General features: G+C 36.2%; 7 protein-coding genes. All 7 read right to left on the bottom strand.

What is annotated here, in order from left to right:
• Positions 1-139: 139 nt before the first annotated feature.
• Positions 140-2,452 carry a hypothetical protein gene (locus tag FBB35_RS32615; protein WP_174713230.1) on the bottom strand — a complete coding sequence of 771 codons (2,313 nt, stop codon included), beginning with the start codon at positions 2,450-2,452 and terminating at the stop codon, positions 140-142.
• Positions 2,453-6,400, bottom strand: a complete 3,948-nt coding sequence (locus tag FBB35_RS32610; protein ID WP_174713226.1) for a hypothetical protein — start codon at positions 6,398-6,400, stop codon at positions 2,453-2,455. It abuts the gene before it with no gap.
• A 348-nt stretch (positions 6,401-6,748) separates the two neighbouring features.
• Complete coding sequence (urtD, locus tag FBB35_RS32605) at positions 6,749-7,495, bottom strand: urea ABC transporter ATP-binding protein UrtD (protein ID WP_174713221.1); 747 nt, start codon at positions 7,493-7,495, stop codon at positions 6,749-6,751.
• Positions 7,470-8,588: an urea ABC transporter permease subunit UrtC gene (gene urtC / locus FBB35_RS32600; RefSeq protein WP_174713218.1), complete on the bottom strand. Its 1,119-nt coding sequence runs from the start codon at positions 8,586-8,588 to the stop codon at positions 7,470-7,472. Before urtC ends, urtD begins: the two co-directional genes overlap by 26 nt.
• 30 nt (positions 8,589-8,618) lie before the next feature.
• Entirely contained in the window at positions 8,619-9,779 is a 1,161-nt protein-coding gene (locus tag FBB35_RS32595; protein WP_174713216.1) for a branched-chain amino acid ABC transporter permease, read from the bottom strand.
• A 177-nt stretch (positions 9,780-9,956) separates the two neighbouring features.
• A complete protein-coding gene (gene urtA, locus FBB35_RS32590; protein ID WP_174713213.1) occupies positions 9,957-11,270 on the bottom strand; it encodes an urea ABC transporter substrate-binding protein in 1,314 nt (437 codons plus the stop codon).
• A gap of 321 nt (positions 11,271-11,591) precedes the next feature.
• Complete coding sequence (locus FBB35_RS32585) at positions 11,592-13,160, bottom strand: sodium/solute symporter (protein WP_174713210.1); 1,569 nt, start codon at positions 13,158-13,160, stop codon at positions 11,592-11,594.
• Between the last annotated feature and the right edge of the window lie 183 nt (positions 13,161-13,343).

The raw sequence follows: 13,343 nt of genomic DNA, 5'->3' as shown, positions 1-13,343 counted from the left end.
AATAAAGGTATAAAACTCTTACACAAACGTGGAAAGATTAAGTTTTTAACAGATTAATTCGAGTGTTAGTTATGCAATGTCTAAGATATAGCTCAATATCATAACCACAAAAACAGCAAAAGTTTTGTCAATCTATTTCTCAATTTTCAATTAATACCTTTGCCACTTTTTGTAGCAAAGACGATTGACTATTATTACTGATCTTTAAAACATTTTGAGTTAATGTACTCAAATGTAAACTTGTAATGGGATGATCAATAATTTCAGATGTCGTAATTGAGTTTTTTGAATACGTTTTTCCAATCAGATGATAAACTCTAAACCCTCTTTTAATATTCCTACCGATGCTTTTTGCAGGTGGAATATAATATTGAAGAAATGCTTCATTCTGCAAATCCAAACATATCATATTTTGGATTCGGTTAATGGGTTTAATATCAACGTTATAGTACGACACTAAAGGTAATAATCTAGGACTATTTTTACCTTCAATTTGTCGATTCACTTCTAGTGCATCATTTTCAATATCTTCAATAATACCGTTCCGTCCAATTAGAATTGGTGTATAAGAATCATTTATATAACAACTAATATATAACTGTTCAGATTCATCTACAAAATATTGTTGATCGTCAATTAACTTTTCTGAGTTATTTTTTTGTCTTAAAAATCGAAATCTTCTTTTAATCTCTTGTATATCACGTATTACATCTTTAATATATATACAACCATCTTTATAAAGAAATTTTATAGCAACTGCTTTAGTCTCTTCGCTTTTCGGACTGCGTACATAAATAGTAAAAAATTCTTTTTCAGTAAATGATTGAAGAGTTATAGGCAACCTAAAGCTAGGATTTACAAGACTTTGCCTAATCCAGTTCTTAATTCCTAGTTCGATTAAGACCTTCTGAAATTCAGGTGAAATCTTTATCTTGTATTTATCGCAGAAATCTTCCCATTGTTTACTATCTTCTTGCCTGCTTAGATAGAAGGAAATGGAATCGTCTACATCCAAGAATTCCCCTTTTGTGAAAGCCTGGGTATCCAGGCGCAGAATATCTAGATTAATTTTTTTATCTGTATAATTGAGAACTGACCAAGCTTTTGAATTTAAATCTCTGACAGCCCTAAATTCTGGTACATTTATACCCTGTATGCTAAAAAAGTCTCCTGTTTCTAAATAGTTAAATCTTCTCTTGAACTGTGAATAAAAATCCACTTCTTCTCTATTATTTATTTTTGTCGATGGATACCACAAACCATCATCTCTCCGATAAGCCATTGAACCGGCTTCTTCCTCCAAAAGCTTATTTAAAACTAAATAGTTTTTTCCCTTATCCAATTCAACATTTGACCAGGTAACAACTTCAGAAATTCTCCAGCAAGGTTCGTCTTCACCTTCAACTTCTACTTGTTCATAAGTACTAATAGTCTTACCACAATTGTAAAAGGTGACAAAAGATACTCCATGTTGCTTCAAAAACAAGTTCAGAAATTGTTGGTTATATTCATTGAGATTAACGCCAGTATTGTTAATAATTTCTAATGATTCTACCGATTCTACATTTTTGATAAAAGAGTTTTCTAAATAGTGATCGGTCTGAAAATGAAGAGGTTTAAAAAGAATACCACAATCAGTTAAAAAACCCTCAAGTTTTGTGATGAGGTTTTGGTAATGATAAAGCTGAGTCTTTTTGAACTTGTCATAATCTTTGCTGTCTTGAGGAAATTGCATAAAATAAATAGAATTCTGGCGGCGAGCATCGCGCTTACGTTCAAAATAGTATTTCTTCTTTTGATAGACCAACAACTCCTCTAGATCCTCACTATCTATAGTGGTATATTTATCTTTTGGTAAGAATCTTTGGCTTTTTCTAGATAAATTTAATGTTAGTACATTATGATAATTATATTTTATTAATAAACTCTGTCCCCACACCAAAAGAGCATCTTTTGATTTGGTTAGATTTTTAGAATGTAGCAAGAGTAACTCCTCAAAACCATTCAAGGTATCAATGCATAAGTCTTGAGAAAGAAGATAAGATTTAAAAACTAAATTTAAAATTCTTTCTCGATTATTGTTAAATAGTTGTTTCCATCCAGAATGATTTTTATTAGGCGATAGAAAGAACACATTATTTTGTCCATCAGCATAGGAAAGAAAGTATTGAATATCTAATTTATTTGGCTTTAGTCCATGTCCATAAAGCCGATTTTCAATTTCATGTTTAATAAATTTATGCCGTTTTTTATAAAAATTAGATCGCGAATCATCATCTTCGGAGGATTCATCTTCGGGTAGCTGATATTGAAGAGGAAAATGCTCAATTCCTTTGTTTTTCTTAAAGAGATATAGGAAGATTTTTTCAGCAACTTCTTCTGGTGTATCTAATATTTGTAGCTGGTTTGTTCGTGACTTATCTGATAATGCTTTAGTCATTTTATCTTTCATTTATCTCTCCTTGTAAAACAAAAAATCTCTGAGTATAGTTGATTCAACTGGTAAATTGTGGTTATCAAAGTAAATCAAATTTCCAGAGAATAATGTTGGTGAATATTGGTGATTTTTTTCTTGAGTTGCGTGCAAATTTAGAAGTAAACCTTTTACTGCACTAAATTCTGGATAGTCTGAAAGAATGTTATTTAGCTTATTTTGAGCTTTTTCTAGCGTCTTTTGTGAAAGGCGATTTCCCGAAACTGTACTCCATGCCTTAACATCAATACAAAATAGCGTATTATCCTTGATATAGTACAAATCAAACCGTTCATACAGTTTGTTATATTTTTTGAAATCTAGCAATGGCTCAAAACCATAGCTAAGTTTTATGGCTTTCCAATCTTTGGATTTGAAAACTACATCTTGAATCCAGCGTTCTGTAAAATTTTCAGTCAGTGATGGATATAATACATCATAAAAGAAATGTGGGCGCGGAATATATATTTTAAAAATTTCTGGTTGTGGAATCAAATCGTTGTATAATCTGTAGATTAAATCAGTCGAGATATCTAACGATTTAATTTCATTGCCTTCCAAATCGTAGCCTTGGGCATTCGTTTTCAAATATTCAGGATATAACCGCTTCTCATAAGGATAGATTTTTTCTCCATTGATGCTATCGCTGATAACCCGAAACTTTTTACCGTCCTCTTCCACTGAAGCTAAATAGGGCGTAAATTCCAAATGTTCCGGTTTTTGATAGAATAACGACTCAATAAAATTATCAGTAAATAGGCCTGAATCTTGTAATTTTTTCAGATACATGTTTGGGTTTTTAAAAACAATTGGCTCACGTAAAGCATCCCAGGCTTTTGTAATAGCAAAGGCATTTTTGTCCCGATGCAAATTATCAATTTTATCCAACATTTTTTCTCTAAAACTTTGGAAATATTGATAAGCATCAATCTCATCATATACATGATCTTCATAATCATGAATCGCTTGTTTCTTCTCCTCCTGTTGAACATTTAAGTAAACTTTGTGGTTATTAACGGAAAATTTACGAATTTCATTTAACTCTTCCCGCTCCAGATATCTGTAAAAATTGACTAAGTTTTTTCGGGTTTCTTCATTAATAAAAATTTTTATCATTTGGTTTGGAAAATCACGTCTCTCCGCTCTACCAATAGCTTGTAAAACTTGTTTTCCTAGTAAAATTTGGTGCTGCTGATCTCGGAATGCTCCAGCTTCGGGTCGGCTCAAGTATTTATTGAAATCTTTGATTTCTAGATTAGATTCACCCAAACTTACAATACTTTTCATTAATGCAAAATGATAAAGTGTAGTAGATTTTTCGGAGTTTTGTGACTCCTTAAGTGACGGTTTCATTATTGTGTAGTAACTATCCATCAACAAAACCAAAGAGTCAAAATCTTTTTCATCACCGTTGTGATTTTTTATGATAGGATTTAATCCTTTTGAAGCTGACTGATAAGCCGATATAAAGAAAATTTTCTGGCCGTTTTCTTCAACAAGCTCATCTAAATATGTTTTTTTAGCTGTTTGATCGTTGTAAAGGCTATTGAAAGACGCTTCGTATAAAATAATTTTAATACGAATATCACTCTGATATTTTTTATGTTTAACCTTGACATAATATATGTTTGGATGATCCAATGATGCCTCAAATACAAAGTTATCATGATGAAGGGTTCCCCAATAATGGGTCAATTTTTTAATCCAGCTTAGTGTTTGAGTAAAAGCAATTGTTTCTTGAATTGAGTCATCTTCAAAAAGATAAAATAAGAAATGAATAAAATTGTTTAGTTCTTGTATTTTATAACTACTCAACCAAGTCCCATCATTCTTCAAATCTCCTATAAAATCTTTTAAAATACGTTTTTCAAATCGTTCCCTAATTTCTTGAGTTTTATTATTTGGAAAAGAGGACAAATTATCCTTGAAAAAATTTACTGTTATCTGTCGCTTTGCTTCACGCTGGTTTCTGATTTTTTCACAAAGCAAAAGTTCTTCCTCAACCATTGCCTTAAATGAACTTTGACCAGACTCATTACGTAAATTATCTTCTAAATAACGCAGATCATAACTTGTACTTAAATCACCAAAAATTCCTCCTGTAGCTGAGATCAAAAAAACCACATTACTGTTATTACTTAGTATGGAATTTAGCTTGCATTCAGGCGAAGTTAATATAACAGTACTACCAATAGAAATCTCCCTAAGTGGATGGTCGATAAGATTATTTTTAGGATTTTGATATCGAGAAATTTCTTTGATATTTATGATAGACTTAGAGCTTTCATAAACATAAGTACGATTTAAATATTTGAGCAGTTGATTTTGCGATAGACTTTCTTCACTTGCTTTTTGTACTCTAGCTATCTGTTTTGACCAAATATCTAAAGAACGAGATTGAGAATCTTCAGCATCCAAAACATTAGACAAAAAATCTTTGATGGTTTCGATTACTAACCTAACAGCTAGAATGGCATAAATTAATTCTGCTACAGAGGTTTTATCTAAAACTTCCTCATCAGTAATGTGAACATGACCACCTGAAGGTCTGTTTAAAAACAATTGTTTCAAAGGTTCGATATTGTAGATGTATAGGTTATTGTATGAAAAAATATTCATTAAATCATCACTGATTTTGTTGTAAAGCTTTTGAGGAATCAGTAAACTTCTATTATTCTCAAATTTTGAAAAAACTCTAGATAACATTTCAAAACTCAATATAATAGGATTTTCTCGATCGTAATCATCGAGAATCCCAAAAATTTCTTTAATTGATTCTTCAAGCCTTTTTTTAATCGTTACTACCTGTTCTAAAAAATTGATAGAGTTACCTTCTTCATAGATAAGTCGTTTATATATGTGAGCGAACTTTTGCAGCTTTGGGTCGATAGATTTGTCTTTCTCAAAGTGTTCTTGGAATTCGTTAAAAACTCCCTTATTCTTTTCAGCAAAATTTAAAAGTTCTCTGTTTTCATTGTTATGAGTAGAAAAGAGAATAGAAAATTCCCTATTGATAGATGATAATGCATTATTAATTGCCAGTTTTTGAGGGGAGATGATATCAATCTTTTTATCTAGCATAATTTGATAGCCATCTTCCTGCTCATCAAAGGCAAGGATAAACTTTTTTGAGTTATTTGTGTGCTGAATAACGTATTGATCAAGATAATTGCTTTTCTTTACCCATTTTTCATCAGTATGAATAAAGTACGGTATAGATGTTTCGAATTTATCATACGTAAGCATCAAAATGCCAGATTTATCTCGCAGAAGATGGAGGGGAAAAAATATTTCTATCAATTTTAAACATTCAATTGGCCAATTTTCTTGCCCCAATTCACATTTAATGAGAAATTCCAAAAAACTTTCAACTAACTTATTCAGTTCTCTTCTTGCTTTCGTAGTTTCAGACTTCTTAAATTCATCATCTCCAAAACTTGCTGTTTTGATATACTCAAGACGGCGTATAACATTTTCTACTGTTTTAAGTTTTTGTTGATTTTCCTGAATCTTTTCACGAGGATATTTTTTTGACACAATCTGCCAAAACTCTTGGTTTTTAATGATTGAAAATATACCTTCTTTGTAGAATTTGATATATTCATCCGTCGTTTTCATTTCTAATGAATTTAGTTTATAGACGGAAATATCTGGATACTGGCTTCTAATTGATGTTGGAACATATAAATGTTCTCTTAATGGGGCAATATATATGCCGATTATTTGAATATTTGTATATTTCTGAATAGTTGTATTTATTGCTTGAAATAATTGGTGAGTTTTTCCTGAGCCTGTACCATAATTGATAAGTTTGAGTTGGGAAAGGTTTTCTCGAAAACTATCTTCAATTGTTGTCAGATAGGAATTTAGAATTTTGGAGTGAGCAGATTCTAACTGACGATTAGGAGAGCCTTTTTGCTTTTGCATTAATTGCTATTACCTTATTTATGATAAATACATAACACCTGAGTCTAGTTAACTGAAAAATTTTTAGCCCAAGGCATTTTAAATCTATGTTATTAGGGCAAAGTCGGCATAATATATAAAACTTTTTGTGTTCAAAATATACCAGCCAATTACCGTATATTTATCTAAATTTTTATAAATCTATAGAAAAATGACTCAGAACATCTCTTTTTAGGCAATATACAAAATTTTTCAGTACACAGTTTCCTTCTAAGGAAACAAGACAGAAAATTTCGGCATTACTTAATTACGGTATTGATTAAGCTAACGAAGGGATAGCATGATAGATTAATCTGCATGAGGTAAGAATTACTCCTCTTGTTTCCCCAAATAAACCTCAATCACACGAGAGTCATTTTGGACTTCCTCAAAGCTTCCCTCACACAGCACCGAACCTTCATGTAACACTGTTACTTTCTTAGCAATTTGACGCACAAATTCCATATCATGTTCAATTACTAAAATTGAATGACTCTGAGCTAGTGCTAACAGTAATTCACCAATGTTGTATGTTTCTTCATCTGTTAAACCCGCAACTGGTTCATCAACAAGTAACAAATCAGGTGACTGTGCTACTAACATCCCAATTTCTAAACGTTGCTTTTCTCCATGAGAAAGTAAAGCTGCTTTGATATCTGCCTTTGGCGTTAAGCCGATGGTTTCTAATAATCCTTTAATGTTATTTTTTTCAACAGTATTAGAACTTTCAAACAAAGTAGAAAAAACATTTTTCTTCTTGTTGATGGTAATTTCTAAATTCTCACGGGGCGTTAGATTCAGGTAAATTCGAGGTGTTTGAAACTTGCGTCCAATTCCCAATCGCGCAATTTTATATTCAGGTAAAGAACGCAGATTTCTTCCTTTAAATAAAACTCGCCCAACAGTTGGCTGAACTTTCCCGGTAATCACATCTAGAAACGTTGTTTTTCCTGCACCATTGGGGCCAATTACTACTCGTAATTCACCCACATCCATACTAAAGTTAAGCTGGTTTAAAGCTTTAAAACCGTCAAAACTAACAGTTACGTTTTCAGTTTCCAATATTTTCGCGTTCATGTTGCACTTCAGGGTCTTCTTCCAAGGTGGGATATGTAGAAATTTGTTGACGGCGGTTGAAAAGAGGAATATTCTGGCTACGCAACCATCCCACGATACCGTCAGGAAGCACTGTGACGACTATCAAAAATAGTGCGCCTTGGAAAAATAGCCAGATTTCGGCAAATTGTTCGCTTAAAAAAGTGCGGGCATAATTGACTAACAAAGTTCCGACAATTGCGCCAATTAAAGTAGCACGTCCCCCTACAGCTACCCAAATCACCATTTCAATCGAAAAAGCAATATCCATTGCTCTAGGTGATACAGACCCACTTTGAATGGTGTAAAATGCTCCTGCTATGCCTGCGATCGCACCTGAAACTGCAAACACCAACACTTTAAAATCTGTAGGGTCATAGCCAGAAAATCTTACCCGACTTTCATCATCACGAATCGCTATCAACAATCTCCCAAAGCGTCCAGTTGTCAACCAGCGACAAATCCCGTAAGTAGCTGCGAGAAACACTACCGTTAGGGTGTAGAAAACAAACTGTGTTTTAGCATCGCTCACCGTTGCCCCAAACAAAGTTGTAAAATCTATCAGTCCGTTCGTACCGTTGAAAAATTGTTGTTGACCGTTAAAGAAGTTGAAAAATACAATAGTTCCGGCTTGGGTCAAGATAGAGAAATAAACTCCCTTGAGGCGATTTCGGAAAACCAAATATCCTAACAATCCCGCCAATAACCCTGGAATTAGTACTACAAAAGCTATTGTCAAAGGAAATGAATAAAAAGGTTGCCAAAAAGCGGGAAGTTCCGTAACTCCATAAAGTCCCATGAAATCAGGCAATTCTCCAGTCGGGACTTGGAGTTTTAGGTACATTGCGATCGCATATCCACCCAAACCAAAGAAGATACCATGTCCCAAACTCAATAAACCAGTATACCCCCAAATCAAATCGATACCCAAAGCCACAATCGCCAGTGACAAAAATCGCCCCAACAAATTCAAGCGAAACTCCGAAAGCACCAGTGGCATAACAATTATAAAGAAGAGTGCGATCGCAACCACCACTCCCACCTCAATTAATAATCTTCCTCCCCTCTTCCTCATTCTCTGCGTCCTCTGCGTCTCTGCGGTTCGTTAAACATCAACAGTACGTCCCTTCTGCGGAAAAATCCCCCCAGGCTTCCACTGTAAAAACACAATAATCAGCGCAAACACCATCACCTTAGCCATACTCGTCGTGGCAAAAAAAGTAAACAAATCAGCCAAAGGCTTTACAGGAGTAAACAACAAAGCCAGAGTCCCAGAACCAATTAAAAAATTAGCCGTCCCAATACCCAAAGCCGCCACAATCGTCCCGGCTAAATTCCCCACACCCCCAACCACAACCACCATAAAAGTATCAATAATATAATTTTGTCCCGTATTTGGCCCTACAGAACCGAGTAAACTAATCGCACATCCAGCCACACCAGCTAAACCCGAACCCAGTGCAAAAGTAATCGCATCAACCTTTTCAGTTGGGATACCCAAACAAGCACTCATACTCCGGTTTTGCGTCACAGCCCGAATTCTTAAACCCCAGCTAGAACGTTGTAAAAATAAATAAATTCCTGCTACACAAACTATCGTTAAAGCGATAATAAATAACCTAGCAAAGGGCAATTGCACACCACCCAAAGATATCCCCGCTTGTAACCAAGTAGGTGCTGTTACATCCACATTTTGAGCGCCAAACCAAGGTTGAGTCACTGTTAACTGATAAGTTTGACTCAATAAATTGCCCGTTGCTATTGTTACACCCAACGATAATAAAAATATCACCGTTACAATCCAGTTACGAACCCTTCCCAAATCAGTGCGGGAATTTAAAATCCATAAACCTCCAAAAAATAACAGAGAAAATATGGCAATACCAATTATCAATACCCAATTTACACTGCGAACAAACTGTTGAAAAATCAAACTTACTCCCCAAGTTGCCAAGAGAGTTTCTAATGGTCTTCCATAGAGATAACGAATCACGCCTTTTTCTAGAATTAATCCCACAGCAGCCGTGAAAATAAAAGCGATAATCAAAGCCAAAAATATATAGACTTCAAACCACACTCCACCCAATTGCTTACAGACATTTTGCACAACAAATGTTGTATAAGCCCCAAACATCATCAACTCACCATGTGCCATATTGATGACACCCATCAATCCAAAAATAATGGCTAATCCCAATGCAGCAATTAATAATACAGCACCAATACTAATGCCATTAAATACAGCTTCTAAAAAACCTGTTAGCACTTTTTCCCCTAAATATCAGCATTATTTAGAATAATCTTATGGTGCGTTACGCGCGCATTTCGAGATTATGATATCAGCAAATAACACACCCTTACCTAAGAATGGTGCGTTAGGCTAAAGCCATAACACACCCTACTATTTCTGAGAGTTAGTAATCGGTAATTAATTACGAATTATTTAAACTTTCTTGTATTTACCACCCTTCGCTGGGTCAGTCCAATCACAAGCAAACCCTTTAGTCTCTTTGACAAATTGATTCCAAGGAACTGGCTCAACTGGTGCAGGAGTAGCATAGACAATATCAAACAAACCATCTTGTCTAACTTGACCAATCCGCACAATTTTGGAGATGTGATGATTGGCATCCATTGTCACTTTACCTTCAGGCGCATCTAGAGTTTGCCCATAAGCCGCAGCGCTGACTTTAGCTATGTCTGTAGTCCCAGCTTTTTCTACTGCTTGCTTCCACAAATACACTGCAATATATGATGCTTCCATAGGGTCATTTGTCACGCGATTTTCACCATACTCTTTCTTGAAAGCGGCAACAAACTTTTTGTTAGCAGGCGTATCTACTGTTTGGAAATAGTTCCAAGCTGCGTAATGACCTTTGAGATACTCTACACCAATTGCTTTGACTTCTTCTTCAGCAATACTGACAGACATAGAGGGATATTTATCTGGTGTCAATCCAGCCCCTTTTAATTGTTTGAAAAAAGCGACATTACTATCACCATTCAGGGTGTTATAAATCACGCCACCATTGGGCAAATTTTGTTTTATTTTCGTAATGATAGGCGTAACTTCTGTATTGCCAAGAGGTAAATAATCTTCACCAACTGTTTTTCCGCCTAAAGCTTCTAATTGGGCTTTAATAATTGTGTTAGCAGTGCGGGGAAAAACATAGTCAGAGCCAACTAAAAAGAATTCTTTACCCTTATTTTTTAACAACCAATCAACAGATGGTTCAATTTGTTGATTTGGTGCTGCACCAGTGTAGAAAATATTTTTAGAACACTCTTGCCCTTCATACTGCACAGGATACCAGAGCATGTGATTTTTGCTTTCGAATACTGGCTTGACATTCTTACGGCTAGCAGAAGTCCAACAACCAAAAACTACAGCAACTTTATCTTGATCGATTAGCTTAGTTGCCTTTTCTCTAAAAGTATCCCAGTTAGAAGCACCATCTTCGGTAATTGCTTCAATTTGTTTACCTAAAACACCACCAGCAGCATTAATTTCTTTGATTGCTAATTTTTCAGCATCAACAACACTTTTTTCACTAATAGACATCGTACCACTCAGAGAGTGCAAAATACCTACTTTGATGGTGTTACCAGCAGTAGCAGCAGCAGGAGTTGCAGTAGGAGGTGCAACTGTCTCTGTAGTGGTTGGGGAATTATTCGCACAAGCTTTGATAAAAAAGCTGCTTCCGAAAGTTAGAGAACCGTAGATCAAAAACTTACGTCTGTTAAATTGTCTTCTCATATCTTTATGAATTTTCCTCTTGATGAATCAACTAACTTAATAGAAAGCTGACAATATCAAACTTTAAAGTGTGATGATAGTGCGATAGTTTACTAGTAAAAAGTTATCTCGGATACCAAATGCCTGATTTTTGTTACAAAAAAATAACTTTGCAATATTAATATTTGTAATGAACAATAGACATCTTGCAAAAGCAACAAATGCCAAGATGTCGGGGAAAGATAAAAGGGTAAGGGGAAATTTCATCCCTTACCCTTTTACCCCTTCCCCTTTCCCCACTTCTGCAAGAAGTCTAATGACAAAATTGGCAACGTGACAAAATCACATACCAGAACCAATGTGGATGCGATCCTCAACTTCCGCAAATTTTTCCTGTGCCTGCTGTTCAGTAGTCAATAGTGAAACAACAATCGCCACAATAAACGCTAGGGGAATAGTAACTAATCCCGGATTTTTCAGTGGGAAAGGTGCAGAAGCGTGCTTGAGAATTGTCACCTGAATAGTAGGTGATAAATAAATCAGCAGTAACGAGGAGAAAGTACCGACTAACATACTTGCAACTGCCCCGCTAGTGGTAAAGCGTCGCCAAAGCATTGATAGTAACAACGCTGGGAAGTTGGCACTAGCTGCGATCGCAAATGCTAAACCTACCATATAAGCGACGTTTTGCCCTTTAAACAAAATACCTAGAAATATCGCCACTAACCCCAACATCATTGTCGCACCGCGAGCTACCTTTAGTTGTTCTGACTCGTCAGCATGACCCGATCGCACCACGTTCACCCACAAATCATGAGACAGTGCAGCCGCTCCTGAAAGTGTCAAACCCGCTACAACCGCCAAAATCGTTGCAAAGGAAACAGCAGAAATAAAGCCTAAGAAAGCATCACCACCGAGAAATTCTGCCAACATCGGTGCAGCCATGTTACCACCAGTCCCAATTTGCTTGATGGCATCTTGCCCTACTAGCACCATCGCTCCAAAGCCCAGGATGAAGGTAAGGAGATAAAAAACGCCAATAATAGCTGTAGCGTAAGTAACAGAAAGCCGTGCTGCTTTAGCGTCTGGTACTGTGTAAAAACGCATCAGGATGTGGGGTAATCCGGCAGTGCCGAACATCAACGACATTCCCAAGGAGATGGCATCAAAGGGATCGGAAACCTGTTTACCTGGAGCTAATACACCTGTATATTTATCTGCGGCCGCAGCGAAAAGAGCAAGTGGGTTAAAACCAAATCGTGCCAATACCAAAATAGCTAGCAAGATGGTTCCGCCGAGCAACAGAACTGCTTTAATAATTTGCACCCAAGTGGTGGCAATCATCCCACCAAAAATCACATAGGCCATCATCACACAACCAACGATGACCACGGCTAATTCATAATCAAAGCCAAACAGCAGTTTAATCAGCTCCCCAGCCCCTACCATCTGGGCAATTAAGTAAAAGCTAATCACTGCCAGCGTTCCAATGGCAGATGCGATGCGGACTGGTTTTTGTTGTAAGCGATAAGCCACTACATCGGCAAAGGTGTATTTGCCTAAGTTACGTAGTGGTTCCGCAATCAAAAACATCACAATCGGCCAGCCCACCAGGAAGCCAATAGAATAAATTAAGCCGTCAAAGCCGTTGAGTGCAACCAGTCCAGCGATACCTAAAAAGCTTGCTGCACTCATAAAGTCTCCTGCTAGGGCTAGCCCATTTTGGAAACCGCTGATTTTGCCGCCAGCTGTATAGAAGTGGGCGGTATTTTTGGTAAGCTTTGCCGCCCAAAAGGTAATGCCTAAAGAACTGACAACAAACAGAAAGAAGAAAGCGATCGCTAACGGGTTAAATTTACCCAGACTGGTAATATCCGCCGCTAATGGCAGATCCAACCACACACTATTCATGCTTTTTTGGTTTAGTAATTTTGGATTTTGGACTAGAAATTGCTAATAGCTACTGGGCATTGGGCACAAGAGGCAGAGGGGCAGGGGGAAGGGAGCAGGGAGACAGGGAGGACAAGGGAAGAATTATTCAAGCTTCTCCCTTGTCTCCCCCCTCTTCCTTGTCTCCAATGCCCAATTCTCCAT

Source organism: Nostoc sp. TCL240-02 (assembly GCF_013343235.1).
GTDB lineage: Bacteria > Cyanobacteriota > Cyanobacteriia > Cyanobacteriales > Nostocaceae > Nostoc.
The sequence above is the reverse complement of the archived record's forward strand: the minus strand, read 5'-3'. Positions and strand labels throughout refer to the sequence as shown.

Excerpts from the sequence above, each read along its gene's own strand:
- FBB35_RS32615 (WP_174713230.1), bottom strand. The coding sequence starts at position 2,452 with ATGAAAGATAAAATGACTAAAGCATTATCAGATAAGTCACGAACAAAC.
- FBB35_RS32610 (WP_174713226.1), bottom strand. The coding sequence starts at position 6,400 with ATGCAAAAGCAAAAAGGCTCTCCTAATCGTCAGTTAGAATCTGCTCAC.
- urtD (WP_174713221.1), bottom strand. The coding sequence starts at position 7,495 with ATGAACGCGAAAATATTGGAAACTGAAAACGTAACTGTTAGTTTTGAC.
- urtC (WP_174713218.1), bottom strand. The coding sequence starts at position 8,588 with ATGAGGAAGAGGGGAGGAAGATTATTAATTGAGGTGGGAGTGGTGGTT.
- urtA (WP_174713213.1), bottom strand. The coding sequence starts at position 11,270 with ATGAGAAGACAATTTAACAGACGTAAGTTTTTGATCTACGGTTCTCTA.
- FBB35_RS32585 (WP_174713210.1), bottom strand. The coding sequence starts at position 13,160 with ATGAATAGTGTGTGGTTGGATCTGCCATTAGCGGCGGATATTACCAGT.